The organism is Streptomyces sp. NPDC039609, assembly GCF_055596705.1.
Map to the genome: position 1 here is coordinate 506,683 of NZ_JBVIUJ010000006.1, position 23,878 is coordinate 530,560.

General features: G+C 71.4%; 26 protein-coding genes. 15 read left to right on the forward strand and 11 right to left on the reverse strand.

What is annotated here, in order from left to right:
- Positions 1 to 6: 6 nt before the first annotated feature.
- Together ACZ561_RS20630 and ACZ561_RS20635 are read left to right on the forward strand one after the other, a co-directional pair.
- Positions 7 to 756: a GntR family transcriptional regulator gene (locus ACZ561_RS20630; protein WP_376434712.1), complete on the forward strand. Its 750-nt coding sequence runs from the start codon at positions 7 to 9 to the stop codon at positions 754 to 756.
- 14 nt (positions 757 to 770) lie between these two features.
- The gene (locus ACZ561_RS20635) at positions 771 to 1,982 is read left to right on the forward strand and encodes a type ISP restriction/modification enzyme (RefSeq protein WP_470997207.1); all 1,212 of its coding nucleotides are present in this window, start codon (positions 771 to 773) and stop codon (positions 1,980 to 1,982) included.
- On the opposite strand, the gene ACZ561_RS20640 is transcribed toward ACZ561_RS20635, so the two are convergent.
- The gene (locus ACZ561_RS20640) at positions 1,979 to 2,710 is read right to left on the reverse strand and encodes a TetR/AcrR family transcriptional regulator (protein ID WP_470996927.1); all 732 of its coding nucleotides are present in this window, start codon (positions 2,708 to 2,710) and stop codon (positions 1,979 to 1,981) included. The two genes, ACZ561_RS20635 and ACZ561_RS20640, sit on opposite strands and share 4 nt — an antisense overlap.
- 62 nt (positions 2,711 to 2,772) lie before the next feature.
- On the opposite strand from ACZ561_RS20640, the gene ACZ561_RS20645 reads away from it, so the two are divergent.
- The 3 genes from ACZ561_RS20645 to ACZ561_RS20655 all read left to right on the forward strand — a co-directional run bounded on the left by ACZ561_RS20645 (position 2,773) and on the right by ACZ561_RS20655 (position 5,802).
- Positions 2,773 to 3,711 carry an ATP-binding cassette domain-containing protein gene (locus ACZ561_RS20645; protein WP_470996930.1) on the forward strand — a complete coding sequence of 313 codons (939 nt, stop codon included), beginning with the start codon at positions 2,773 to 2,775 and terminating at the stop codon, positions 3,709 to 3,711.
- A 59-nt stretch (positions 3,712 to 3,770) separates the two neighbouring features.
- The gene (locus ACZ561_RS20650) at positions 3,771 to 4,535 is read left to right on the forward strand and encodes an ABC transporter permease (RefSeq protein WP_470997209.1); all 765 of its coding nucleotides are present in this window, start codon (positions 3,771 to 3,773) and stop codon (positions 4,533 to 4,535) included.
- A 70-nt stretch (positions 4,536 to 4,605) separates the two neighbouring features.
- Entirely contained in the window at positions 4,606 to 5,802 is a 1,197-nt protein-coding gene (locus ACZ561_RS20655) for a CaiB/BaiF CoA transferase family protein (protein WP_470996933.1), read from the forward strand.
- Positions 5,803 to 5,957: 155 nt separating this feature from the next.
- Here ACZ561_RS20655 and ACZ561_RS20660 read toward each other — a convergent pair whose 3' ends face one another.
- Complete coding sequence (locus ACZ561_RS20660; RefSeq protein WP_376434722.1) at positions 5,958 to 6,221, reverse strand: hypothetical protein; 264 nt, start codon at positions 6,219 to 6,221, stop codon at positions 5,958 to 5,960.
- Between the two features lie 334 nt (positions 6,222 to 6,555).
- Here ACZ561_RS20660 and ACZ561_RS20665 point away from each other — a divergent pair, with 334 nt between their 5' ends.
- Positions 6,556 to 8,136 (forward strand): serine/threonine-protein kinase, encoded by a 1,581-nt coding sequence (locus tag ACZ561_RS20665; RefSeq protein ID WP_470996936.1) that lies wholly within the window; start codon positions 6,556 to 6,558, stop codon positions 8,134 to 8,136.
- Here the strand turns inward: ACZ561_RS20665 and ACZ561_RS20670 are convergent.
- Positions 8,120 to 8,926 (reverse strand): SGNH/GDSL hydrolase family protein, encoded by an 807-nt coding sequence (locus ACZ561_RS20670; protein WP_470996939.1) that lies wholly within the window; start codon positions 8,924 to 8,926, stop codon positions 8,120 to 8,122. The two genes, ACZ561_RS20665 and ACZ561_RS20670, sit on opposite strands and share 17 nt — an antisense overlap.
- 640 nt (positions 8,927 to 9,566) lie before the next feature.
- Here ACZ561_RS20670 and ACZ561_RS20675 point away from each other — a divergent pair.
- The 4 genes from ACZ561_RS20675 to ACZ561_RS20690 all read left to right on the forward strand — a co-directional run bounded on the left by ACZ561_RS20675 (position 9,567) and on the right by ACZ561_RS20690 (position 13,413).
- Positions 9,567 to 10,397 carry a glycosyltransferase family 2 protein gene (locus ACZ561_RS20675; protein ID WP_470996941.1) on the forward strand — a complete coding sequence of 277 codons (831 nt, stop codon included), beginning with the start codon at positions 9,567 to 9,569 and terminating at the stop codon, positions 10,395 to 10,397.
- Complete coding sequence (locus ACZ561_RS20680) at positions 10,394 to 11,416, forward strand: glycosyltransferase family 2 protein (protein WP_470996944.1); 1,023 nt, start codon at positions 10,394 to 10,396, stop codon at positions 11,414 to 11,416. The genes ACZ561_RS20675 and ACZ561_RS20680 overlap by 4 nt, the downstream gene beginning before the upstream one ends.
- 20 nt (positions 11,417 to 11,436) lie before the next feature.
- A complete protein-coding gene (locus ACZ561_RS20685; protein WP_470997211.1) occupies positions 11,437 to 12,210 on the forward strand; it encodes a polysaccharide deacetylase family protein in 774 nt (257 codons plus the stop codon).
- Positions 12,211 to 12,306: 96 nt separating this feature from the next.
- Positions 12,307 to 13,413 (forward strand): DUF5925 domain-containing protein, encoded by a 1,107-nt coding sequence (locus ACZ561_RS20690; protein WP_470996947.1) that lies wholly within the window; start codon positions 12,307 to 12,309, stop codon positions 13,411 to 13,413.
- Positions 13,414 to 13,428: 15 nt separating this feature from the next.
- Here the strand turns inward: ACZ561_RS20690 and ACZ561_RS20695 are convergent, their stop codons facing one another.
- Positions 13,429 to 13,803 carry a GntR family transcriptional regulator gene (locus tag ACZ561_RS20695; RefSeq protein WP_376434734.1) on the reverse strand — a complete coding sequence of 125 codons (375 nt, stop codon included), beginning with the start codon at positions 13,801 to 13,803 and terminating at the stop codon, positions 13,429 to 13,431.
- A 73-nt stretch (positions 13,804 to 13,876) separates the two neighbouring features.
- Here ACZ561_RS20695 and ACZ561_RS20700 point away from each other — a divergent pair, with 73 nt between their 5' ends.
- Together ACZ561_RS20700 and ACZ561_RS20705 are read left to right on the forward strand one after the other, a co-directional pair.
- Positions 13,877 to 14,794: a GNAT family N-acetyltransferase gene (locus ACZ561_RS20700; protein ID WP_470996950.1), complete on the forward strand. Its 918-nt coding sequence runs from the start codon at positions 13,877 to 13,879 to the stop codon at positions 14,792 to 14,794.
- Positions 14,775 to 15,260 (forward strand): ribonuclease FAU-1 family protein, encoded by a 486-nt coding sequence (locus tag ACZ561_RS20705; protein ID WP_470996953.1) that lies wholly within the window; start codon positions 14,775 to 14,777, stop codon positions 15,258 to 15,260. Before ACZ561_RS20700 ends, ACZ561_RS20705 begins: the two co-directional genes overlap by 20 nt.
- Here ACZ561_RS20705 and ACZ561_RS20710 read toward each other — a convergent pair.
- The 5 genes from ACZ561_RS20710 to ACZ561_RS20730 all read right to left on the reverse strand — a co-directional run bounded on the left by ACZ561_RS20710 (position 15,247) and on the right by ACZ561_RS20730 (position 19,218).
- The gene (locus ACZ561_RS20710) at positions 15,247 to 15,660 is read right to left on the reverse strand and encodes a DUF6299 family protein (protein WP_470996956.1); all 414 of its coding nucleotides are present in this window, start codon (positions 15,658 to 15,660) and stop codon (positions 15,247 to 15,249) included. The genes ACZ561_RS20705 and ACZ561_RS20710 overlap by 14 nt on opposite strands.
- A gap of 76 nt (positions 15,661 to 15,736) precedes the next feature.
- Entirely contained in the window at positions 15,737 to 16,198 is a 462-nt protein-coding gene (locus ACZ561_RS20715; protein ID WP_470996959.1) for a GNAT family N-acetyltransferase, read from the reverse strand.
- A gap of 9 nt (positions 16,199 to 16,207) precedes the next feature.
- The gene (locus tag ACZ561_RS20720; RefSeq protein WP_376434745.1) at positions 16,208 to 17,692 is read right to left on the reverse strand and encodes a tripartite tricarboxylate transporter permease; all 1,485 of its coding nucleotides are present in this window, start codon (positions 17,690 to 17,692) and stop codon (positions 16,208 to 16,210) included.
- A 3-nt stretch (positions 17,693 to 17,695) separates the two neighbouring features.
- On the reverse strand, positions 17,696 to 18,238 hold the full coding sequence (locus ACZ561_RS20725; protein WP_470996962.1) for a tripartite tricarboxylate transporter TctB family protein: 543 nt from the start codon (positions 18,236 to 18,238) through the stop codon (positions 17,696 to 17,698).
- A complete protein-coding gene (locus ACZ561_RS20730) occupies positions 18,235 to 19,218 on the reverse strand; it encodes a Bug family tripartite tricarboxylate transporter substrate binding protein (protein ID WP_470996965.1) in 984 nt (327 codons plus the stop codon). The genes ACZ561_RS20725 and ACZ561_RS20730 overlap by 4 nt, the downstream gene beginning before the upstream one ends.
- A gap of 122 nt (positions 19,219 to 19,340) precedes the next feature.
- Between ACZ561_RS20730 and ACZ561_RS20735 the strand changes: the two genes are divergently transcribed.
- Positions 19,341 to 20,009 carry a response regulator gene (locus ACZ561_RS20735; protein WP_470996968.1) on the forward strand — a complete coding sequence of 223 codons (669 nt, stop codon included), beginning with the start codon at positions 19,341 to 19,343 and terminating at the stop codon, positions 20,007 to 20,009.
- Positions 20,010 to 20,022: 13 nt separating this feature from the next.
- Here ACZ561_RS20735 and ACZ561_RS20740 read toward each other — a convergent pair whose 3' ends face one another.
- Positions 20,023 to 20,637 carry a hypothetical protein gene (locus ACZ561_RS20740; RefSeq protein WP_470996971.1) on the reverse strand — a complete coding sequence of 205 codons (615 nt, stop codon included), beginning with the start codon at positions 20,635 to 20,637 and terminating at the stop codon, positions 20,023 to 20,025.
- Positions 20,638 to 20,786: 149 nt separating this feature from the next.
- On the opposite strand from ACZ561_RS20740, the gene ACZ561_RS20745 reads away from it, so the two are divergent.
- Together ACZ561_RS20745 and ACZ561_RS20750 are read left to right on the forward strand one after the other, a co-directional pair.
- Positions 20,787 to 21,578 carry an alpha/beta fold hydrolase gene (locus tag ACZ561_RS20745; RefSeq protein WP_470996974.1) on the forward strand — a complete coding sequence of 264 codons (792 nt, stop codon included), beginning with the start codon at positions 20,787 to 20,789 and terminating at the stop codon, positions 21,576 to 21,578.
- A 246-nt stretch (positions 21,579 to 21,824) separates the two neighbouring features.
- Positions 21,825 to 22,838, forward strand: a complete 1,014-nt coding sequence (locus tag ACZ561_RS20750) for a lytic polysaccharide monooxygenase (protein WP_470996977.1) — start codon at positions 21,825 to 21,827, stop codon at positions 22,836 to 22,838.
- A 10-nt stretch (positions 22,839 to 22,848) separates the two neighbouring features.
- Here the strand turns inward: ACZ561_RS20750 and ACZ561_RS20755 are convergent, their stop codons facing one another.
- A complete protein-coding gene (locus ACZ561_RS20755; protein WP_470996980.1) occupies positions 22,849 to 23,709 on the reverse strand; it encodes an esterase/lipase family protein in 861 nt (286 codons plus the stop codon).
- Positions 23,710 to 23,878 lie beyond the last annotated feature (169 nt).

Sequence of the window (23,878 nt, forward strand, 5' to 3'; positions counted from 1 at the left end):
AACGCCGTGACCGCCTTCGCTCCCGACTCGCTGGTCCTGAACCGCAAGCTGCCGCTCTGGTATCAGGTCTCGCAGTCGTTGCGCGCCTCCATACTGGGCCGCACGCCCGACGCCTCGCTGCGGCTGCCCACCGAGGAGCAGCTCGCCGCGCACTACGGCGTGAGCGTGCTGACCATGCGCCAGGCCCTCAAGGAGCTGGAGGAGGAGGGCCTGATCAGCAGGCACCGGCGGCGCGGCACCTTCATCGAACCGGGCGCCCGGCGCTCCAGCCCGCGCCGGCTGCTCGGCTCGATCGACGCGATCGTGGCCCAGCAGTCCGGCGAGCGGACCACCGTCCTCGGTCACGGCAGCGAGCCGGTGCCGGGCGAGCTGGCCGAGTACTTCCCGGATGTGACCGAGGTCGTCGCGTACCGGCGGCTGCGGCGCGACGGGGAGACCGGCGAGCCGACCAACTGGGCGCAGAACGCGGTACGGCCGGAGATCGCGGCCGGTCTCGACCCGGCCGATCTGGAGCGCTGGCCGATGACGAAGGTGCTGCGGGACGTGATGGGGGTCCGGATCAGCCGGATCACGGACACCGTCGAGGCCCGCCTCGCCGACCCGGAGACGGCCGCGCTCCTCGAGGTGCCGCTGCTCTCGCCGATCCTCCACTACACCGGTGTGACCTACGACGAGGACGGCCGGGTGGTCGACGTGGCCCGGATCCGCTACCGGGGTGACCGGTTCTCGTTCACCGTGACGGTGGAGGCGCACTGAGCCCGCTCGCTAGCATCCGGGGCGTGACCGAAGACGTACCGCTGGACGAGGCGCCTCTCCTGGACGAGCTGATGCCGTGGTCCGTCGCGCCGTTGCGGCTCGGCCGTTCCTGGATCGTGGCGCCCGACGTCCGGACGCTGCGGGCGCGCTGGGACCGTCTCGTCGGGGCGGAGGGTACCGAGCGCGAGGAGCTGTTCCGGCCCAGCCGGGCGCGGACGCCGTCGAGTTCGGTGGCCGCGCTGCCCGGACAGCGGACCGGCACCGTCCGGTTCGTCCGCGAGTCGGGGCCGTGTCCGGAGCCGGTACGACTGGCCCACGGCCCGTTCGACGAGCAGTGGCTGCTCCCTGATCACCGGCTCATCGACACCGCCCGCCCGGAGCTCTGGCGGGTCGCCGACGAGAGGCAGCTGTTCGCCGTGGAGCAGGGGTACGTGCCGGGGGCGTCCGGTCCCGCGCTCCTGGTGACCTCGGCGCTGCCCGCCGGCCGCTCCCCCGCGGGACGCCCGGGTCGGATCCGGCCGCTCTTCCGTCGCCCCGGGGGCGAGGAGCCGAACCTCGCACCCGGTCTGCTCCCGCTGCTGAGCGAGCGGTACGGACGGCCGGTCGCCCCGGAGTCCGTACTGGCCTGGGCCGTCGCCGCCGCCCGCCCCTCCGCCGCCGGCTGTCGCGTCCCGCTCCCCGCGGACCCGGACGTCTGGGTCGCGGGCGTGGAGCTGGGCCGGCGGCTCACCGACATCCAGCTGCGGGGCTCCCGCGGCGGCGAGCGGCCCCGGCTGCCCGGTGGTCGGCGGCCTTATGTACGGGCGCCGATCCCGGCCCGGCCGACCGTGCTCGCGTACGAGCCGGAGGAGGAGACCCTGACCCTGGACGACGGCAGGATCTCGCCCGTCCCGGCCGAGGCGTGGGAGTTCCATGTCGGCGGGGTGCGGATGCTCGAGCAGTGGTTCGCGCACCGGACCGCGCCCGCCGAGACCGGCGGTCTGGAGGCCATCGGTCCGGCGGCCTGGCCGCAGGAGTGGACCTCGGAGCTCCTGGAGCTGATCACGGTCCTGGCCCTCCTGGCCCAGCGGGAGCCGGAGCGGGAGGCGCTCACGCGCGGCACGCCACTGACCCGGGCCGCGCTACGGGAGGCGGGAGTGCTCCCCGTACCCGACGCGGCGCGCCGCCCCGCCTCCGTACTGGACCATCAGGAGGAGGGGCCGGAGGGCCAGTTCGCGCTGCTCTAGGACGGCGGAACCCGGCCCGGGACGAAGGAATCGAGGACCCGCCCCAGCGTCCGGTCGAAGATCTCGTCGGGGTCGAGGGGACCGACCCCGGCCGCGCCGAACACCGCGGCCAGCCTGGGGTAGGCACCGCCCGCGAGCCGCTCCGCCAGATAGGCCCCGCGCACCGCCTGCTCCTGCTCCTCCGACCAGGGCAGTCCGCGGGCGCGCTCGGCGATGGCGAGTTCGTTGGCGACGATCGTCATCACCGTGCCGTTCACCGTCGCGATCAGCTCCATCTTGGTGCCGCCGGGCAGGTCGAGGCCGTCCAGGCAGGCCAGACACCCCTCCAGGAAGCACAGCGCGTTGGGGCCGAAGGCGTACCCGGTCGTCATCAGCCTGATCACCCAGGGGTGGCGGCGCAGGATGCCCCGGGCCTCGCGCGCCACGTGGACCATGTCCGCGCGCCAGTCACCGCTCGGAGGGTCGGGGAGGTCGTACTCGCCGCTGACGGCGTCGACCATCAGCTCGTACAGATCCTCCTTGCGCGGGACGTAGTTGTAGAGCGACATCGTGCCGCAGCCGATGTCGGCCGCGATCCGGCGCATCGAGAGCGCGTCGATCCCGTCGGCGTCGGCGATCCGCACCGCGGCGGCCACGATGTCGGCCCTGCTGTACGCCGGTTTCGGGCCACGGCCCGTGCGCTCGGGGCGCGCCCAGATCACTTCCGGTTCGGCCGCTCGGCCCGCCATTGATCATCACCTCCCCACCATCGTAGTTACGTACACCGTACGTAGTGAGGTATGGTCGAACCATGACTACTACGTACGCTGTACTTAGTGAGGGTCTGAGGAAGCGCTACGGCGACGTCCACGCGCTGCGCGGACTCGACCTGGCGGTCCCCGAGGGCACGGTCTGCGGGGTCCTCGGCCCCAACGGCGCGGGCAAGACGACCGCCGTGCGGGTCCTGACCACGCTGGTCGCCCCGGACGCGGGCAGCGCCCGGGTCGCCGGACACGACCTGGTGCGCGACCCGGCGGGGGTGCGGAGGCGGATCGCCGTCACCGGCCAGTACGCCTCGGTCGACGGGGACCTCTCCGGCGCCGAGAACCTGCGGCTCTTCGCCAGACTGCTGCGTGCCCCGCGCGCCCGCGCCGACGAACTCCTGGAGCAGTTCGGCCTCACGGAGGCGGCCGGCCGGCCCGCCCGGACCTACTCGGGCGGGATGCGCCGCCGGCTCGATCTCGCGGCGAGCCTGCTGGTCCCGCCGCGGGTCCTCTTCCTCGACGAGCCGACGACGGGGCTCGACCCGCACAGCCGGAACGGGATCTGGGACGCCGTACGGGGGTTGGCGTCCCAGGGCACGACCGTGGTGCTGACCACGCAGTACCTGGAGGAGGCCGATCAGCTCGCCGACGACATCGTGCTGATCGACGAGGGCCGGGCCGCACACCGCGGCACTCCGTCCGAACTCAAGGCGATGATCGGCAATTGGGCCGAGGTGGTGGTCGCCGACCCGGCGCTGCTCGACGCGGCGGCCGCCGTGCTCGACCAGCTGACCGGCTCGGCACCCGTGCTCGACGCCGAGCGGCGCACGGTCGGCGCGGTGACCACCGACACCACCGTCACCCTCCCCCGGATCGTCCGCGAGATCGACGCGGCCGGTGTCCACATCGTCGACGCGTCCCTGCGTCCGCCCACCCTCGACGAGGTGTTCCTGCGCCTCACCGACCGGAAGGAGCTCGCCGCGTGAGCGCACTGGTCCACGACGGAAGGAAGGGCGCGCGCGAAGCGCTCTCCGTAGGGGCGGCGATGGGAGACGGGTGGGCGGTACTGGGCCGCCACCTGCACAAGGTCCGCCGGGCCCCGGCGATCGTCGTCATGACGCAGACCATGCCGATCGTCTTCCTGCTCTTCTTCGGGTACGTCTTCGGCAGCGCGCTCGCCATGCCCGGCACCGAGTACCGGGCGTACCTGGTGCCCGGCCTGCTCGTGGCGACGGCGGCGGGCGGGCTCATGACAGGGATGTTCCAGGCCGCCCAGGACACGCACCGGGGTGTGATGGACCGCTTCCGGACCATGCCGATGAGCCGGGCCGCCGTCCCGCTGGGGCAGGCGCTCGCCGATCTGGTGACGAGCGCGGTCGGCATGGTCCCGATGATCCTGGTCGGGCTCGCGATGGGCTGGCGGATCGAGGGCACCGCTCCGGAGGCGCTGGGCGCCTTCGGTCTGCTGCTGCTCTTCCGCTTCGCGGCGACCTGGGTGGGCATCCTGCTGGGCCTCGCCTCGCAGAGCGAGGAGGCGGCCGGCCAGTTGGGCAGCGCCACGTTCATGCTGCCGCTGCTCTCGAACGCGTACATCCCGACGGAGAACATGGCCGGCTGGCTGCGGACGGTCGCCGAGTGGAACCCGATCTCGGCGGTGACGACGGCCGTACGGGAGCTGTTCGGCAACGCGACCGCGCCGGCGGACGCCGCCTGGCCGGTGGCGCACCCGGTGGCCGGGGCGCTGCTCTGGTCGCTGGCGCTGATCGCGGTCTTCGCCCCGCTCGCGGTGCGGCGCTACGCCCGCGGGTGACACGGCCCGAGGACGACGGTGACGAGGGCGACGGTGACAAGGCGTCGCCCGCAGGGTAGGCAGGGCTGTCATGAGCACTCAGCCACTCCCCCTGGAGGGGATCACGGTCGTGGCGGTCGAACAGGCCGTCGCCGCCCCCTTCGCCACCCGCCAGCTCGCGGACCTGGGCGCCCGCGTCGTCAAGATCGAGCGTCCGGACGGCGGAGACTTCGCCCGGGGCTACGACACGGCCGCGCGGGGCCTGGCCTCGCACTTCGTGTGGTGCAACCGCGGCAAGGAGTCGGTGGCCGTCGACCTCAAGGACGCCCGGGGGCTCGCCCTGGTCCGCCGGCTGGTGGCCGGCGCCGACGTCTTCGTCCAGAACCTGGCGCAGGGCGCGGCGGCCCGGCTCGGCCTGGACGCGGCCACGCTTTGCGCAGCGCATCCCCGGCTGATCGCGGTGGACGTCTCGGGGTACGGGCCGGGTGGACCGTACGCGCACAAACGGGCCTACGACATGCTCGTGCAGTGCGAGGCGGGGCTGGTCTCGGTGACCGGGACGGAGGAACAACCGGTCAAGTCGGGGATTCCGGCGGCCGACATCGCGGCGGGGATGTACGCCTGCACGGGCGTCCTCGCCGCGCTGGTGCGACGGGGGACGACCGGGCGGGGCGGGCCCGTGGAAGTGTCGCTGCTCGACTCGCTGGCCGAGTGGATGGGGCATCCGCTGCACCACGGGATGCACGGGGGCACGGCACCGGCGCGCACGGGGCTGGCGCACGCCGTGATCGCGCCGTACGACGCCTATCCGACGGCCGACGGGAGCCTGGTTCTGCTGTCGGTCCAGAACGACCGTGAGTGGCGCCGACTCGCCGAACGGGTCCTGGGCCGACCGGATCTGGCGGACGATCCGGCGTTCGCCACGAACACGGCGCGGGTGGCCGGCCGCGCGAAGACGGACGCGGTGGTGGCGGACGCGCTGGCGCCGCTGACGGCGGCGGAGGCGCTGGCGCGGCTGGACGCGGCGGGGGTCGCCTGCGCGCGGCTGAACACGGTCGCGGATCTGGCGGAGCATCCGCAACTGGCGGCGCGGGACCGTTGGCGGTTCGTGGACTCAGCGGCCGGGCAGCTGCGGACCCTGCTGCCGCCGGTCACGTTCCCGGACGGACCCGAAGCCCGGATGGGCCGCATCCCGGCGTTGGGGGAGGACACGGATGCGGTGCTCAGTGAGCTCGGGGTGGGGCCGGCGGAGCTGGAGACGCTACGAGGAGACGGTGTCGTGGCGTGACGGGGCCGCGGGGGTGAGCGGGGTGGGGCAGCCGCACATCGGGGGTGTGACCACCTTCCCCCGGGGCTTCTCCCCCGGGGCTTCGCCCGGGAGGTGTCCCCAGGGGGATCCCATGCCCTGCGGATCGGATGCCCACGACCCCGAAGGAACGCCGGCTAGCCGCGGCTGCCGAAGAGCGAGCGCCGCAGGCGGCGCAGGGGGGCGAAGAGCGAGACGCGCGCGCTCTTGCTACGGCGGCTGTGCGCGACGTCACGCGACGTCAGCTCGCGCATCAGCAGCGTCGCCTCGGCCGCGTCGCGCTGCGGCACGACGGGACCGCCGAGCACCGCGAGATGACGGTCGAGTCGCGAACTGGTCGCACTGCTCCCGCATGTGATGGCAGGCACTCGCGGCCTGCTGCGCATTGCTATCTGTTCCATGTCACTCCCCACCCTAACGAGGGCACCCAGCCCGGGCAGGTTAACCCTATCGCCCCGCTGTGACACTCGTGTATCCCGGCGGCAGGATTCACCGCACTCGTACGGGGGTTGACGATTACTGTCCGAATCCATCTGATTCCAGGGCGAGTTGGACAGCGCTCGAACACCTGGCGAACCGTCACGAACCATCCTGCACGCAAGCCCGTCGGCCGTGGTCGTCCGATGGTATGTGATCTCCACCACCAAGATCACCTCGGGCTCGCGGCGCGGTGTTCGAAGTGGCCGGGGCGGGGGCAGGAATGTTCCACCGGTGGACGACGGACGGGGACACGCCATGACCGTGATCGCGGGGCGGTACCGACTCCTCGACGTCCTGGGCCAGGGGGGCATGGGCACCGTCTGGCGGGCCAGGGACGAGGTCCTGGCCCGCGATGTCGCCGTCAAGGAGGTCCGCGCCCCGGCCGGGCTCGCGGGGGACGACGAGCGGCGGCTCTACGCCCGCCTGGAGCGGGAGGCGTGGGCGGCCGCCCGGATCTCGCACCGCAACGTGGTGACGGTGTACGACGTGGCCACCGAGGACGGCCGGCCCTGGATCGTGATGGAGCTGATCCGCGGGCTGACCCTCTCCGACGTCCTCGACGCGGAGGGCCCCATGCCCCCGCAGCGCGCCGCGGGCATCGGAGCCGACGTACTGGCCGCACTGCGCGCCGCACACGAGGCCGGGGTGCTGCACCGGGACGTGAAGCCGGGCAACGTGCTGCTCGCCAACGACGGCCGGGTGGTCCTCACCGACTTCGGCATCGCGGCGGTGGAGGGGACCTCCGGCCTCACGATGACCGGCGAGCTGGTCGGCTCGCCCGAATTCCTCGCCCCTGAGCGGGCGTTGGGCCGCACCCCGGGGCCCGCTTCGGACCTGTGGTCGCTCGGCGTGCTCCTCTACGCGGCGGTGGAGGGCGACTCGCCGTTCCGTCAGGACACACCGCTGAGCACCCTGCGAGCCGTGGTGGACGAGGAGCTGCCACCACCCCGCAGAGCCGGCCCGCTGACCCCCGTGATCGAGGGACTGCTCCGCAAGGATCCGCAGGAACGGCTCCAATCCGCCGAGGCGGAGCGGGAGTTGAGACTGGTCGCGGCGGGCGGCGCGCCTCGTCCGGGGCCGGTGCGGTCCGTGCCCGCATCCCCGGAGCCGGACGCCCAGGGCAGCCCGACCGAGTCCGCCGGGCCGACGCCGCCGCTACCCCTTCCGTACGGCCCGCTCCCTGAACGACCCACGGGCGGGGCACCGCCCCAGGAACGCCCGAGCAGGGCCGGTACGGTGCTCGCCGCCGGGGTCGCCCTTCTGCTGCTGGCCGTGGGCGGACTGACGTACGCGCTGCTGCGGAACCAGGACGACGACAAGGACCCGGGCGGCACACCGACGAGTAGCGCCCCGGTGACGAGTTCACCGGCGACTCCCTCGACCGGCCCCACCACGACCGCCCCGAGCAGCCCGCGCACGACGCAGACCACTCCGCCACCGGCGCAGACTCTGCTGGTGCATGTGCGGGCGGTGCGCGACGGCTACAGCGGGGCCTGTCCGCCGCCGGAGGCCTCGGCCCCCGCGTTCGCCGGGGTGCTCACCGTGGGGCGCACGCCCGTCTCGGTAGAGTACCGCTGGGCGACGGAGAGCGGTGAGAGCTCGGCGACGGACTGGCAGACACTGGAGTTCGCCGCGGACGGCCCGCGGGAGAAGCGGGTGGAGCACACCGAACTGACGTACCGGGCGGACGGGACCCGTCGCGACCGCATCCGGCTCGAGGTGCGCTCCCCGGTCGAGAAGAGCTCGAACTGGGTGGAGTTCTCGGTGACCTGTGAGCAGGCGACCCCGACGGACGGGGTCACCTCCCCGAGCGGGTCAGCTACGCCACAGCCCTGAAGCTGGGCAGGTAGCCGCCGGACTGTCCGGCGGCGGTGGGGTGGTACGACTCCCCGATGTTGAGCCAGTTGACGCTGTGCAGCCACGCCGAGCCGGAGCAGATCTCGTGCCCGGTGAACGGGGGAACGACGCTGGCGAAGGTGTAGCCGTGGTCGGCCACGCGCTTGGCGATGGCCGCGTTGAGATAGTCGGCCGCGTCGTTGATGGCGCGGCGCTCGTTCTCGCTCAGCCCGGCGACGCAGCCGCCGCCGAGCTTGTAGAAGCGCGGATAGCCGAGGACGACGACCCGGGCGTTCGGTGCCTTGGACGCGATGGCCGAATACACCGCGTCGAGCTTCCCGGGCAGGGTCGTGTCGACGTAGCCCTTGGCCTGATTCACACGGTTGATGCAGGACGATTCCGACTGGAGGACGCAGGTGGTCATGACGTCCGCGAAGCCGGCGTCATTGCCGCCGATCGTGAGAGAGACCAGGTCGGTGGCGGTGGAGAGGGGTCCGAGCTGCCCGCTCGTGACATCACCCGTTCGGGCGCCCGAGCAAGCCGTGAAGGCGAACGACGAGGGTGCGTTCGCGTTCTTCCAGAGGACGGGAAAAGCCTTGGTGGAGCGCTTGCAGTCGCCGCTGGCGCTGTCGTAGCTCCCGGCGCCCACACCGGAGGAGTACGAGTCTCCGAGCGCCACGTAGTCGAGCGCTGCGGTTTCGGCGGCCTGCGCGGCTCCCGCCCCGGTCAGGGCGAGGACGGCGCCGAGCATCAGTGAGGACGAGAAAGCCGCGAATCGGGACAGTTTCATGGAACCTCCCTGTAGCAGGATCACTGCGTTACTTGGTAGTAGCAGCGCATCCGACTCACTGGAAGTGTCCATGCCAAGAATCCTTGGCGAGAAGTTGCCGACCCTCCGTCAGGGACCGTCGAAATCAAGCCAGCTGAAGGATCATGCGGAGCCGGCCCGCCGCGAACGGTCGAACACGACCCCAAATGAATTCGCACGGCATTACTCAGAAGTTTCTTCCAACCCCAATGGCAACATTGGGCAAACGGATTGCGAAAATCCGATCGGGACGGTTCCGTATCTGACCGCCGAAGGCTCGCCAATTAGCAGAAACGGGAGTCGTCGATCCAGGACTTGCCATACAGTCGCATTCATCAATACCGTCGTACATCTCACCCGCATCGGTCCATCGACAAAGCGGCTCAGGGGAGGGCTCTAGCGTCGCGATGGTCCCGGAGCGGGGCGCGGTAGGGGGGTGCTGTGCTCGGCGCACACACGTGTGTCGCCGAGTCGCGTGCCGCGCGGCTTGAGATGCCAACTCACCCATGCCATACGGCGATTGCTGCCGTGCGGACGGGGTGAGTACCCCCCTTTCGAACCGGACAGACCACCGGACAGCCCGGGGGCGGGCGGTCCACCGGACGAGAGGGAAACACCAGCCATGAGCTCATTCCTGCGCCCGGCCGTCACCGGCCATGATTCCGCGGACCAGAGCCTGATAGCCGCTCAATACAAGGCGATCACCTCGCATTTGGCGATCACACCGCCGGTGAGTGTGGTCATCCCCGCGATGAACGAAGCGGAAAATCTTCCCTACGTCTTCAAGACGCTTCCGGACTGGATCCACGAAGTCGTTCTCGTCGACGGAAACTCCACCGACGACACCGTTCGGGTCGCCCGTGAATTGTGGCCCGACGTCAAGGTCGTCAAGCAGGTCGGCAAGGGCAAGGGGGACGCCCTCATCAGCGGATTCGCCGCCTGCACCGGCGACATCATCGTGATGGTCGACGCGGACGGCTCGGCCGACGGCCAGGAGATCGTCTCCTACGTCTCCGCCCTGGTCGGCGGCGCCGACTTCGCCAAGGGATCCCGCTTCGCCAACGGCGGCGGCACGGACGACATGACGCCGATCCGCCGGCTCGGCAACTGGGCTCTGTGCGCCCTGGTCAACCGGAAGTTCGGCGCCCGCTACACCGATCTCTGCTACGGGTACAACGCCTTCTGGCGGCGCTGCCTCGACGAGATCACCCTGGACTGCACCGGCTTCGAGATCGAGACCCTCATCAACATCCGGGTCGTCAAGGCCGGGCTGAAGGTCCAGGAGGTGCCGAGCCACGAGTATCTGCGCATCCACGGCGTCAGCAACCTCAACGCCGTCCGCGACGGCATCCGGGTCCTCAAGGTCATCCTCAAGGAGAAGGGCGTGAGACGTGCGGCGCGCCGCCGGCCCACCGCGTTCTCCGTCAACATCCCCCGAGGAGAGGCGTCTTGAGCGACCGGCGGTTCTCGGTCGTGATCTGCGTCTACACGGAGGAGCGCTGGGAGGACATCCTCGCGGCGGTCGACTCCGTACGGACGCAGTCCCACCCGGCGCTGGAGATCCTGCTCGTCGTCGACCACAACGAGCGGCTCCTCGCCCGGCTGACCGAGGAGTTCAAGGACGAGGCGGTACGTGAGGAGGTGCGGGTGCTCGCGAACGCGGGCCCCCGCGGCCTCTCCTCCGGCCGCAACACCGGAATCTCCGCGTCCCGCGGCGAGTTCGTGGCCTTCCTCGACGACGACGCCGTCGCCGAGCGGGACTGGCTGCGGTACTTCGCCGCGGGGTACGAGGACCCGGACGTGATGGCCGTCGGCGGCCGGACCCTGCCCGCCTGGGCGTCGGGAAGGCGGCCGGACTGGTTCCCCGAGGAGTTCGACTGGGTCGTCGGCTGCACGTACCGGGGCCTGCCGCCGGGACTGGTCCAGGTACGCAATGTGCTGGGAGGAAACGCCTCCTTCCGGCGTACGGCCTTCGACGTCGCGGGCGGCTTCGCCACCGGCATCGGACGGGACGGCGACAAGCGACCGCTGGGCTGCGAGGAGACGGAGCTGTGCATCCGGCTCTCCCAGGCACTCCCGGAGGCGGTGCTGCTGATCGACGACCGGTCCGTCATCCACCACAAGGTTCCGGCCGCCCGCGAGCGATTCGGCTACTTCCGCAGCCGGACGTATGCCGAGGGGATCTCCAAGGCGCTGGTGTCCAGGAGCGTGGGCGCGAACGAGGGCCTGGAGGCCGAACGGCGTTACACCACCCGGGTGTTGCCCGCGGGCGTCGCGCGCGGACTGCGCGACGCCGTACTCGGCCGCCCCGGCGGCGCGGGCCGGGCGGGCGCGATCGTGGCGGGCGTGGTCGTGGCGGCCGGCGGGTTCGTACAGGGCGCGCTGCGGGTGCGCCGGGGCGGGGCGACGTTCTCCTCGGGCCCGATCCCGACGTGGTCGGACTCGTCATCGGCTCCGGAGGTGGCCGCGTGACCGGACCCGTACCGATCCTGATGTACCACGCGGTGGACCACCGGCCCGCTCCGGCGACGCACCGGCTGTCCGTCTCGCCCGAGGCGTTCGCCGAGCAGATGGCGGTGGTGGCCGACCGCGGACTCACCCCGCTCACCACCACCGACCTGGCCACGGCCTGGCGCACGGGCGGAGCCCTGCCCGCGCGCCCGGTCCTGATCACCTTCGACGACGGTTACGAGGGGGTGCACCGGCACGCCTTGCCGGTGCTGGCCAAACACGGCTTCGCCTCCACGCTCTTCGTCTCCACGGGCTGGCTGCGCGGCGCGTACGACGAGGGCGGGGCCCTGGACACCATGCTCGACTGGGACCAGGTCCGTGAACTGGCCGCCGCCGGTACGGAGATCGGCGGCCACACCCACACGCATCCGCAGCTCGACCAGGTCGACGACCGACGGCTCTGGTACGAGACCCTGCGCTGCAAGGAGGTCGTCCGCGAGGAGCTGGGCAAGGCGCCGGTGTCGTTCGCCTATCCGTACGGGTACTCCAACCGGCGCGTCCGGCGGACGGTCCGGGCGGCCGGATACGCCCAGGCCCTCGCGGTCGGCAACGCGATGGCGAGGCGCGCTCAGGGACCGTACGCCCTGGCGCGGGTGACCGTCCGGCGCTCCACCGGCATCGAGGAGTTCGAACGGCTTGTGGAGGGCCGGGCGATCGGACGCACCTTCGCCGCGGATCGGGCGCTGACCAAGGGGTACGCGGTGGTGCGCAGGGCGCGGGGGGCCCTGCGGGCGGCCGGTCGGCGCGCGATCTGACCCCGAGGGTCGCGGTGGCCGCCGACGCCGCGACCCGTGGATCGTCCCGTTCAAAACACCGTGCGCGGAATGCCCGATTGCCGGATCATGGCCGTCATGTCTGCCACCACGCCGCCGTCCGAGCCGCAGCAAGCACTGCCGATGCGGCTCAACGTCGACGACAGCGACTCACCCGCCGACGTCGTCGACGCGCTGTTCCTCGGCCGCTTCGCGACCGGCGAGCAGCCGCACTCCCACAGCACCACCCTGGACCGGGTGAAGCCCGCCGCGACGCTCCTGCCGGCCGGGGCGAAGGTGCTGCGGGCGGCCAAGGACGACGACCGCAGCGCGGTGCTCGCCGAGGGCGAGGGCTGGACCCTGCTGATCTCCCGCTGGAACCGAGGCGCGGACGTCACCGTCACAGCGACCGGGGCGGAGCTGGCGGAGAAGGTCCTCAAGGAGGCGACGGACGGGGCGAAGGACGAGCCCGAGCCACAGCCCGAGAACGTGACGATGGGCTTCTGGTACGTGTCGCCGCGGCGCGGCCCGCACCGTACGACCCGTCAGATCAGTGCGGGGACGTGGGAGGAGATCCGGCCCAACTACACGGCGCCGGTCGCCGACGCGATGGACCGGCTGATGAAGGTCACCCCGGACGACATCGCGGGGCGGCTGCTGCTGCTCCACGGGCCGCCGGGAACGGGCAAGACGTCCGCGCTGCGCACCCTCGCCCGGTCGTGGCGGGACTGGTGCCAGGTGGACTGCGTCCTGGACCCGGAGCGGCTCTTCAACGACGTCGGCTATCTCATGGACATCGCGATCGGTGAGGACGAGGGCACGGCGAAGGGGCGGTGGCGGCTGCTGCTCTTGGAGGACTGCGACGAGCTGATCCGCGGCGAGGCGAAGCACACGGCGGGCCAGGCGCTGTCCCGGCTCCTGAACCTGACGGACGGGCTGCTGGGCCAGGGCCGCAACGTCCTCGTCGGCGTCACGACCAACGAGGACCTGGAGCGGCTGCACCCGGCGGTGGTCCGCCCGGGGCGGTGCCTGGCGCGGATCGAGGTGGGCGGTTTGACGCGTCGCGAGGCGGTGGGGTGGCTGGGTACGGAGGAGGGCGTGGGTCGCGAGGGCGCGACGCTGGCCGAGCTCTTCGCGCTCCGCCGCGGCACCTCCCCCGCGGCCATCCCGGACTCCCGCACCCCCGAGGCGGGCCTGTACCTGTAGGGGCGGGGTGGGGGATCAACTCCCGTACGCCGCCCGAAGCGCGTCCGTCACCGCCGAGGCCGCCGCCTCGCGGGTCAGGCCCAGACGCCTCGCCTCCGTCGCGTACGTCGCCGCCGCGCTCGCCGCCAGGCGCTCCGCCGCGTCGCCCGCCGCCGCGACGAACGTGCCGTTGCGGCCGCGCGTCTCGATCACCCCGTCCGCCTCCAGCGACTTGTACGCCTTGGCGACCGTGTTCGCCGCGAGACCCAGTTCCTCCGCCAGACCGCGTACCGTCGGCAGCTTGTAGCCGACAGGCAGGGCACCGGAGCGGGCGCGCTTCGCGATCTGGTCGCGCAGTTGTTCGTACGGGGCGGTCGACGAGTCCGTGTCCACGGTAATTCGCAATGTCACGGCCCGATTCTGCCCCCGCGCCCGGAGAAAAGGGGAGGCGGCCGCGCCACTTCGGCCCGTACCGTGCGACACCATGACTGTGATCGTCCGTGATGTACGACCTGAGGACGCCGAGGGATTCGCCCGCGTACGGCGCGCCGCCGTCCCGTTCATGCTGGCGAACGCCGCCCAGGTGGCCTTCGACTGGGCACACTCCCATCCCGACGCGCACGCGCGTCCGCTGGTCGCCGAGATCGACGGTGAGATCGTCGGCACCTCCCAGCTCCGTATCGCGCACGACGCGCCCGAGGCCGGGGTCGGGTCGGTCAACGTCTATGTCCACCCGGAGAAGCGGGGTCTCGGTGCCGGCACGCTGCTGGTGCGGGCCTCCGAGGAGCATCTCGCGCAGCACGGCGCGACGGTGCTCTACAGCTGGGTGCTCGACGAGCCGGGGTTCCGTGCCTTCGCCGAGCGGCACGGGTACGCCGCCCGCCGTTCCGCGCACTTCCTCCGCCTCGACCTGACCGCCGACCTGCCGCCGCTCCAGGAACCGCCGGCCGGTGTCGAGCTGCGGAGCGCCGCCGAGTTCGCCGCCGATCCCCGTCCGCTCTTCGTGCTCGACGCGCTGACCACGGCCGACGAGCCCGGCGACGTCGGCGCCGAGCTGACGGACTACGAGCACTGGCTGGCGGCCACGTGGAACCACCCGCTGTTCGACCCGGAGCTGACCACGGTCGCGGTCGTCGACGGCCGCCCCGCCGCGTTCAGCGCCGCGCAGACCGACGGGCAGGGGCGGTACAGCACCGGGATGACCGGCACCGACCCGGCCTTCCGGGGGCGCGGGCTGGCCAAACTCGCCAAGAACCTCTCCCTGCACCGGGCGCGAGCGGCCGGATGCACGGAGGCGTTCACCGGGAACGACGCCGGCAACGAGCCGATGCTGGCGATCAACAAGTGGTTCGGCTACGAAATCTGCGCAACGGAGGTACGTCATGCCCGCACGCTCGGTTGAGGTTGTGCTCGTGAAGGCGGGTCGCACGAAGATCCGCTATCCCGCCGAAGTCCTCACCGACGCCGGTGCCCGGCTGTCGGTCCGTGCTCCGTGGGCGGCCGAGGGGGTGCGGGACTTCGGCTTCGTACGGTTCGAGCCGGGTGACGTGTTCGTGGAGCACTACTGGCGGGACCGCTGGTACGCGGTGAAGGAGGTCCGCTCCTCCGACGGGACGCTCAAGGGCTGGTACTGCGATGTGACCAGGCCGGCCGTGATCGACGGCGCCGAGGTCGTGGTCGAGGACCTGGACCTGGATCTGTGGGTGTCGGCGGACGGCAGCGAGGTGCTGCGGCTCGACGAGGACGAGTTCGAGGCGAGCGGCCTGGCCGCCTCCGACCCGGAGGCGGCGGCCTGCGCGGTCGCGGCCCTCGACGAGCTCGAGGTCCGTGGCAGGGAGGGCCTGGTCGCCCTGCTCAGCGCAGGGTGACGTCCGAATCCTTCACGGCGAGGAAGCCGGGCAGCGGAAGGCCCAGCGGGCCGGTGGCCGTGAGCTGCATCAGGGTGGCCTTCACCCGGGCGTCGCCCGCGCGGTAGCCGGGCTCCTTGACGACGGCCGTGTTGGACCAGGTGCGCTCCAGGCCGTCGCAGACGGCACGGGTGCCGCCGATCCCGGCGGAGCGCCCGTCCTGGACGAGTGTGCTGCTCACGAGGACCGGACCGGAGCTGTCGTCGAGACAGCGGTACGTGCCGGAGACGGTGACCGTGCCGTCGTCGGCGACGGTTCCGTGGCCGGCGACGGAGAGCTCGTCGCCGGGGCCGGCGTGGGCGGAGGACGCGGCGGCGGCGACCAGCAGGATGCCGGCGGCGAGGGCGAGGCGGAGTCGCATCGGGGGTGTCCCTTCGGGGGTGGGGGGTGGTGTCGCCCGCCAGGGATATCGGATCAAGCCGCCCACTGTCCGAAACTCACCCTATCGGGGGCGAGTTGAGGCGCTTGCGGTAGTGAATACGGTCGTACGGGCCGTCCAGCCTCCGTTCGACGACCTCGTAGCCGTACCGCTCGTACATCTTCTGGTTCTCCCACATCATCGCGTTGGTGAGCAGCCGCACCTCGGGGAGCCCGAGTGCGCGGGCGCGGGACTCCACGAAGGCGAGCAGCCGGCGACCGAGGCCGGTGCCCTGCGCGTCCGGGTGGACGGCGATGTTGTCGAGAAACAGATGGTCGGCCTCGGTCCTGAGGACCACGAGGCCGACCACCGGGTCGCCGGCGACGAACACGCTCCCCGCGGCGACGTCCGCCGCGTGGTCCGCCTCCATCGGGGCCGGCACGAGGCCGATCCGTTCGATGTAGTGGTGATAGGCCGCGTCGGTCACGGCCTTCACCCGGGGAACGTCGCTCTGTGCAGCGAGCCGGATGTCCTGTGTCATGCCGACACGTTAACGCCGGCGGATGATCACCTTCTTCAGCAGGGGCCAGGCCAGGAGCACGGCGATGACGGCGTACACGGTCACCGAGAACGGCGTGTCGACCAGCCCCGTGAGCGACCCGTCGCTGATCTGCAGGGCGCGGCGCAGCTGCTGTTCGGCGGCCGGGCCGAGGATGACGCCGATCACGGCGGGCAGGACCGGCAGGCCGTAGCGCCGCATGCCGAAGCCGATCAGGCCGATGATCAGCAGAAGGACCAGGTCGAGCGCCTCGCCGCCCACCGCGTACGCACCGACGGCGGCGAAGAAGAGGATGCCGGCGTAGAGGTACGGACGCGGAATGCGGAGCAGCTTGGCCCAGACGGGCGCGAGCGGCAGGTTGAGCGCGAGCAGCAGGACCATGCCGACGAAGAGCGAGGCGATCAGGCCCCAGACCAGGTCGGGTTCGCGCTCGAAGAGCAGCGGGCCGGGCTGGATGCCGTACTGCTGGAAGGCGGCGAGCATGACGGCGGCGACGGCCGTCGTCGGCAGGCCCAGGGTCAGCATGGAGACGAGGGTGCCCGCGGCGGAGGCGGAGGCGGCGGACTCGGGTCCCGCGACGCCCTCGATGGCGCCCTTGCCGAACTGGTCCTTGTGCTTGGAGAGCCGCTTCTCGGTGACGTACGACAGGAAGGTCGGGATCTCCGCGCCGCCGGCCGGGATGGCGCCGAACGGGAAGCCGATGACCGGGCCGCGCAGCCAGGACTTCCAGGTGCGCCGCACATCGTCCTTGCCGAGCCACGGACGTCCGACCGGGATGGCCTCCCCCGCCGTGCGGCGCAGATGGGCGGCGACCCACAGGGCCTCGCCGATGGCGAAGAGGCCGACCGCGACGATCACGACGTCGATGCCGTCGGCGAGCTGGAGCGAGCCGAAGGTGAGGCGCTGCTGGCCGGTCATCTGGTCGAGGCCGACCAGGCCGAGGGTGAGGCCGATGAGGAGCGAGGCGAGCCCGCGGATGCGGGAGGAGCCCAGGACGGAGGTCACCGCGATGAACGCGAGGACCATGATGGCGAAGTAGTCGGGTGCGCCGATGTCGACGGCGAGCGCAGCGACGGTCGGGGCGAGGGCGACGAGCAGGAGCGTGCCGATCATGCCGCCGGCGAAGTGGCCGATGGCGGCTGCCGCGAGCGCCTGTGCGCCGCGGCCCGCCTTGGCCATGGGATTGCCCTCCATGGCGGCGACGACGGCGGCGCTCTCGCCGGGGGTGTTGAGCAGGATCGAGGTGGTGGAGCCGCCGAACATGGCTCCGTAGTAGATGCCGGCGAACATGATGAAGGCGCCGGTCGGTTCGAGTCCGTACGTCACCGGCAGCAGCAGCGCGACCGCCATGGCGGGGCCGATGCCGGGCAGGACGCCGATGGCGGTGCCGAGGAGCACGCCGATGGCGGCCCAGAGCAGGTTGATCGGGGTGAGGGCCGTACCGAAGCCGTCGATCAGGGAGTTCAGTGAGTCCATGGGTCAGAGCACTCCCATCAGCGGGCCGCCGGGCAGCGGAACTCCGAGCAGGTTGTTGAAGACGATGTAGGTGAGGAGGGAGAGTCCGGCGGCGATCAGCGGGTCGCGGTGGAGATGGCGGCTGCCGAGGGCGTAGGCCGCGCCCCAGAAGAGGAGGGCTCCGGAGACGGGGAAGCCGACCGGTCCGATGAGGACGGCGAAGGCGAGGAAGACTCCGGCGAGGAGCAGGACCGTACGCCAGTCGCTGGGCTCGGAGAGGTCGATGTCCTCGCCGCCCTCGGACTCGCCGCGGCCGCCGCGCAGGACGTCGATCGCCAGGAGGACGGCGACGACGAGCAGGCCGGCGCCGACGAGGACGGGGACGGTCTTGGGGCCGACGGGGCCACGCTGGGCGATGTCGACGGTCATGGTGAGGGCGTCGGTGAGGACGAGAACGCCGATGGCGAAGAGGAGGAGGCCGACGCCGAGCTCGGAGTGCTCGCGCAACCAGGACTTCTTCTCCGTGGTCGCCTTCGTCGTCTCCTTGGTCGTCGCTGTGTGGGTCACAGTCCGAGCTCCTTCAGTACCGAGCCGACCCGCTCGTCCTGCTCGGTGAGGAAGGTGCCGAACTCCTCACCGGGCAGGAAGGCGTCGTTCCAGTTGTTCTTCTTCAGCGACTCGCGCCACTCCGGGGAGTCGTGCAGCTTCTCCACCAGGCCGACGAGCTTGTCGCGCTCGGCGTCGGAGAGACCGGGCGGGGCGACGATCCCCCGCCAGTTGATGAACTCGGTGTCGAGTCCGGCCTCGCGCAGGGTGGGGGCGTCCAGGCCGGGGATCCGCTCGGCGCCGGTGACGGCGAGCAGGCGCAGTTCGCCGGACTCGATCTGGTCGAGGTACTCGCCGACGCCCGAGACGCCGAAGGCGACCTTGTTGCCGAGGATGGAGGCGAGGAGCTCGCCGCCGCCGTCGAAGGGGATGTAGTTGACGCTCTTCGGCGCGATACCGGCGGCCTGGGCCATCAGCATGGGGGCCAGATGGTCGGGTCCGCCGGGCGAGGAGCCGCCGCCGACGGGCAGCTTCCCGGGGTCCTTCTTCCAGGCGGCGAGGAGGTCCTGGATGGTCTTGTACGGGGAGTTCTTGCCGACCACGACGATGTCCTGCTCCATGGTGAGCCGGGCGATCGGGGTGGTGTCGGCGAGTGTCTTCGGGGTCTTGTTGGTGTGGACGGCTCCGACGACGCCGAGGCCCATGGACATGGCGAGCCGGCCGTTGCCGTGCTCGCCGACGAGCCGGGTCAGACCGACGGTTCCGCCGGCGCCGGGCAGGTTGAAGACCTCGATGTCGGTGGTGAGACCGGCGTCCTCGGCGTTCTTGGCCGCGGTGCGGGCGGTGATGTCGTATCCGCCGCCGGGTGTGTTGGGAACCATGAACCGCAGGCCCGGTATCTGGGTGCCGGTGTCGGAGCCGCCGCCGGTGGAGAGCAGGGGCGGCCCCACCAACACCAGCAGCGCGGCCCCGAGCAGGGCGAGGGGGGTGCGCAGACGCACGTGTGCCGCCTCTCGATAAGGGATGTGAAGTGGCCCACATGTTGCCTGCGCGTTAAGAAGCTGTCTCTCTTCCGCAATCAACGGACGTTGTGGTCCTTGTGGTCGCGACCTAGCGTGTCGGGGTGACAAAGGTGCTGGTGGTGGACGACGACTTCATGGTCGCGAAGCTGCACAGCCGTTATGTGTCGGCCGTGGACGGTTTCTCCGTCGTCGGGGTGGCGCACAGCGGCGCGGACGCGCTGCGTCTGGCCGACCGGCTGCGTCCGGATCTGGTGCTGCTCGACATCTTCCTGCCCGACATGGACGGGATCAGCGTGCTGCGCGAGCTGCGCGGGACCGGTCTGGCCGTCGACGCCCTGTTCATCACGGCGGCACGGGACGCCGCCATGATCCGCTCGGCGCTGCGGGCGGGGGCGCTGCACTATCTGATCAAGCCGTTCAATCAGGCCGCCCTGCAGGAGCAGCTGCGGCACGTGGCCTCGCTGCGCACGCGCCTGGACGCGCTCGACGAGGCCCGCCAGGAGGACGTGGACCAGATCTTCGGGACCCGCCCGCCGGGCTCGCGTGAACTCCCGAAGGGCCTCGCCGCGCACACGGCGGAACTGGTGGACGGCATCCTGCGCGCGCACCCGGAGGGTCTGTCGGCGACGGAGTGCGCGGAGGCGGGCTCGCTCTCCCGGGTCAGCGCGCGCCGCTATCTGGAGTACTTCGCGGAGACGGGCCGCGCGGAGATCACCCTGCGGTACGGAGGCACGGGCCGCCCGGAGCGGCGCTACCGACGGCGGGGGTAGGCGCGCGCCGGGCTCAGGCCGGGGTCTCGTCCTCCTGAAGTCGCCCGGCAATCCACTCACGGGTCTCCTCGTCGACGTCCTCGTCGACGGCGAGGGCGGTGAGCGCGGCGCGGGCGCCGGGGAGTTCGCGGACGGCGAGGAGGGAGAGGGTGGCCCGCTCGACGGCCATCTGCCGGCGGATGTAGAGCGCGGCGAGTTCCGGGAACCAGGGGTCGAGGGCGTCGATGTCGTCGGCGATGCCGCACCAGTTCAGCGCGGGTTCGACGAGCCGGCCGGCGATCCGCCACATCCATGTCTGCGGGAAGTCGGTGGTGTCGAGGCCGTCGGCGGCGCAGGCGGCCTCGACCTCGGCCAGCTGTCCGACGGTGAGGCGGGGCAGGTCCTTCACGAGTTCGCGCAGGATCTCGTTGCAGTACCAGTCGTCGGGCGGGTACTCGTCGTCCGCGAAGAGCTTTTCCTTGAGATAGACGCGCGGCTCCGGCTCGTCGAGCCGTGCGGGCGGCAGCCCGGCCTCCAGGACGCCGCGGACCAGGGCCCACCGCTCGGGGGTCTCCTCGTCGGGCCAGTGACCCCAACTCCTCGGAAGCGCCCGCAGGCCCTCCCGGAAAAGGGGGGTGTCGTCGGTCATCCGTCCTCCAGTCGGCGCCGAAGGCGCCCGTTGTCACCGCAGTCGACGCCGACGGCTGGACGCGAGACGGCTCCATGCCGGCGAGATCGTCCGGGCCGGCGTCCGCTTCGAACGTGGCCTCCTGTTCGAACGCTTGACATGATCGCAGCGTGACAACCGACTCCCACCAAGTCCGCATTCCCACTCCCGACGGCGGTCGACTCTGGGCTGAGCGCAACGGCACCGGAAGCCCGGTCGTGCTCCTGCACGGCGCCGGCATGGACTCCCGCCTGTGGGACGCCGTCGTTCCCGAACTGGCCCGCAACCACGACGTGATCCGCTACGACGCCCGGGGGCTGGGGCGCTCCACGCCTCCGGGCAAGCCGTTCAGCGACGTCGAGGATCTGCGCGCCGTCCTTGACCACTTCGGCCTTCGTCAAGCCGCGCTGGTCGGGTTGAGCATGGGCGGGGAGACCGCGCTGGACTTCGTCCTCGCCCACCCGGAGCGCGTCACCGCCCTGGCCCTGGTCGGTGCCTCGGTCAGCGGTCACGTCTGGCCGCAAAGCCCTGAGTTGTCGGCCTACGCCATGGCTCGGCGCGAGCGGGAGACGGCCACCCTGGCCGAGCTGGAACTGACGATCTGGGCAGCCATGGGCCGTACGGCTCCCGGAGGAGAACTCATCGAGACGATGGTCACCGCGAACGCCGAGCGGCGCATGGTGAGCGAACAGCACTGCGTTGTCTCCACGGGCCGTGATGCCGAACCCCACCTCGGAGACATCACCGCGCCGACGCTGGTCGTCCACGGCCACCACGACCACCCGGAGATCGCGGTGATCGCCGAACGACTTGTCACCGACATCCCCGGCGCCCGCGGCGAGACGATCCCGGACGCCGACCACTACCTGCCACTCCGTACACCCGAACGTCTCACCGAACTACTGCTGTCGCACCTGCCCTGACAGTCGGACGTGGCTCCCCGCGGGAGCCGACGAACACGTCGCCGGCCGGACGCTCGCGGACGGGAAACGCTGGTCCCACCAGCCCCGCGACACAGGACACCAGCGGCTTCCTCAGCCCCTTCTTACCTCCGCCTTAAAGGCGCCCTAAGGATGGCCCCCTCCCCCTCTCCACCGGCCCTTTCGGCCTTCTCGGCGGCTAGCTTGCTGGGCAACCCCACACCACCCTCGTGAAGGAGTTGTCCCCCCATGACCTCTCGCCGCCGTACGGCCGCCACCGTTCTCGCCCTCGGTGTCGCGCCGATCGCGCTCGCCGGGCTCGCCGCCGCGCCGGCCTCCGCGCACGGGTCGATGACCGACCCGGTGAGCCGGGTCTCGGCCTGTTACGCCGAGGGGCCCGAGAGTCCGAAGTCGGCGGCGTGCAAGGCGGCGGTCGCGGCCAGTGGGACGCAGGCGTTCTACGACTGGAACGCGGTGAACATCGCCAACGCCGCCGGGAAGCACCGCGAGCTGATCCCGGACGGCAGGCTGTGCAGCGCCGGCAACGACAAGTACCGCGGGCTCGACCTGGCCCGCGGCGACTGGCCTGCGAGCACGCTCGCCTCCGGCAAGCACACGTTCCGCTACAAGGGGACCGCCCCGCACAAGGGTTCCTTCGAGCTCTACGTCACCAAGGACGGTTACAACCCCTCGAAGCCGCTGACGTGGGCGGACCTGGAGGCGAAGCCGTTCGCGACGGTGACCGACCCGCGGATGGAGAACGGCGACTACGTCTTCGACGGCACCGTTCCCAGCAAGTCCGGCCGCCACCTGATCTACTCGATCTGGCAGCGTTCCGATTCCCCCGAGGCGTTCTACACCTGCTCCGACGTCGTGTTCGGGAAGGACAACGGCAACACGGGCGGCGCCCCGGCCCCGACGGCGTCCGCGCCGACCGACGAGGAGATCGAGGACGGAGAGGGCAAGTCGTCCGTGGAGCACGGCGGGCACGGTGACGACAAGGCCGAGACCGGGGCGGGGGCCACGGCGGCCGCACCGGCCTCGCCGGCCGCCACGACGGCGCCCGCGTCCTCGGAGCCGGCCGGGCCCAACGCGCCCGCCGCCGCCGGTTCCGGTCCGGGCGAGAGCCTCGCCGAGACCGGGGGCGACGCCGCGACCCCGTACATCGCGGTCGGCGGCGCCGCCGTCCTGGCGCTCGGTTCCTCGCTGTTGTTCGCGGCCGTCCGCCGCAAGGCCGTGCCCGCGGGCCGGCACAGCCGCTGACGCCGTACGGTCAGCCGATCACGGACACGCAAGTGGTCGGGGTCGCACGGGCCGGGTCGAGAGCGTTCGTCACCTCGTGGAACGTGATCCGGTCCAGCGTCCCGATCGCCACGTGCTCCGAGAGGTCCAGCGCGCACTTGTCCTGGATGACGACGTTGGTGACGTTCGGACCGTCGAGGAACCCCGAGCGGTACGGGGTGACGACCTCGTCGTACTTGGTCGTGATGACCGTGTAGGTGACGCCCGGGACCGTGTCCCCGCCCTCGTTGAGCCGGGTGATGAACGGTGATCCCGCGATCTGGTCGGCGAGGCCCGGGGTGTTCGCGGTGATGAAGTCCTCGACACCCGGGAAGTACGGCAGCAGCTTGGTGAGGCCGAGGAGGGTCGTGCCGTGGTTGTCGGGGGCGATCCCGACGAGCGCGTTGACCTTCTCGGCCCCGCCGAGGAACTTGATGTAGTGGCGCGGCATCATGCCACCCTGCGAGTGGCCGACGAGGTCGGCCTCGGCGGCACCGGTGGCGGCGAGCACCTTGTCGACGTATACGTCGAGCTGCTCGGCCGACTTCTCGATCGGGCCAAGTCCGTGGAAGAACGGCACGTTCGGCAGCTGGCCGTAGTCGAGCGAGAAGACGCAGTAGCCACGGTTGACCAGGTAGGGCGCGAGGACCAGCCAGTTGTCCACGGAGTTGCCGAAGGTGCCGTGGACGAGGACGACCGGACGTGGGTGGGCGGCGGAGGGCTTGCAGGAGAAGTCGTTCCAGCCTCGGCTCGGGGCAGCGGCGGCCTGGGCGGATGCGGTGGGCGCGAGGGTGGCGGCGGCGGTCAGCAGGAGGACCGAGAGGGTTCTGAGCGCGTGTTTCCAGGGCAGCATCGTGCGATCTCCTTGCGGCTCAAGGGAAATCTTTGATGAACGATGGCAGCGAGCCCTGCGGTCCGGACCACAAGTGGGGATGCTCTGCTTCCAGCCAAGCTACGCACGGGTAGCCTCGACTGGGAAGTTACGCGTCGGTAAAAAGTGACTTCTCGTCAATAAGGAGTAG

Excerpts from the sequence above, each read along its gene's own strand:
- ACZ561_RS20640 (WP_470996927.1), bottom strand. The coding sequence starts at position 2,710 with ATGGCGGGCCGAGCGGCCGAACCGGAAGTGATCTGGGCGCGCCCCGAG.
- ACZ561_RS20645 (WP_470996930.1), top strand. The coding sequence starts at position 2,773 with ATGACTACTACGTACGCTGTACTTAGTGAGGGTCTGAGGAAGCGCTAC.
- ACZ561_RS20650 (WP_470997209.1), top strand. The coding sequence starts at position 3,771 with ATGGGAGACGGGTGGGCGGTACTGGGCCGCCACCTGCACAAGGTCCGC.
- ACZ561_RS20655 (WP_470996933.1), top strand. The coding sequence starts at position 4,606 with ATGAGCACTCAGCCACTCCCCCTGGAGGGGATCACGGTCGTGGCGGTC.
- ACZ561_RS20660 (WP_376434722.1), bottom strand. The coding sequence starts at position 6,221 with ATGGAACAGATAGCAATGCGCAGCAGGCCGCGAGTGCCTGCCATCACA.
- ACZ561_RS20665 (WP_470996936.1), top strand. The coding sequence starts at position 6,556 with ATGACCGTGATCGCGGGGCGGTACCGACTCCTCGACGTCCTGGGCCAG.
- ACZ561_RS20670 (WP_470996939.1), bottom strand. The coding sequence starts at position 8,926 with ATGAAACTGTCCCGATTCGCGGCTTTCTCGTCCTCACTGATGCTCGGC.
- ACZ561_RS20675 (WP_470996941.1), top strand. The coding sequence starts at position 9,567 with ATGAGCTCATTCCTGCGCCCGGCCGTCACCGGCCATGATTCCGCGGAC.
- ACZ561_RS20685 (WP_470997211.1), top strand. The coding sequence starts at position 11,437 with ATGTACCACGCGGTGGACCACCGGCCCGCTCCGGCGACGCACCGGCTG.
- ACZ561_RS20690 (WP_470996947.1), top strand. The coding sequence starts at position 12,307 with ATGTCTGCCACCACGCCGCCGTCCGAGCCGCAGCAAGCACTGCCGATG.
- ACZ561_RS20700 (WP_470996950.1), top strand. The coding sequence starts at position 13,877 with ATGACTGTGATCGTCCGTGATGTACGACCTGAGGACGCCGAGGGATTC.
- ACZ561_RS20705 (WP_470996953.1), top strand. The coding sequence starts at position 14,775 with ATGCCCGCACGCTCGGTTGAGGTTGTGCTCGTGAAGGCGGGTCGCACG.
- ACZ561_RS20710 (WP_470996956.1), bottom strand. The coding sequence starts at position 15,660 with ATGCGACTCCGCCTCGCCCTCGCCGCCGGCATCCTGCTGGTCGCCGCC.
- ACZ561_RS20715 (WP_470996959.1), bottom strand. The coding sequence starts at position 16,198 with ATGACACAGGACATCCGGCTCGCTGCACAGAGCGACGTTCCCCGGGTG.
- ACZ561_RS20720 (WP_376434745.1), bottom strand. The coding sequence starts at position 17,692 with ATGGACTCACTGAACTCCCTGATCGACGGCTTCGGTACGGCCCTCACC.
- ACZ561_RS20740 (WP_470996971.1), bottom strand. The coding sequence starts at position 20,637 with ATGACCGACGACACCCCCCTTTTCCGGGAGGGCCTGCGGGCGCTTCCG.
- ACZ561_RS20750 (WP_470996977.1), top strand. The coding sequence starts at position 21,825 with ATGACCTCTCGCCGCCGTACGGCCGCCACCGTTCTCGCCCTCGGTGTC.
- ACZ561_RS20755 (WP_470996980.1), bottom strand. The coding sequence starts at position 23,709 with ATGCTGCCCTGGAAACACGCGCTCAGAACCCTCTCGGTCCTCCTGCTG.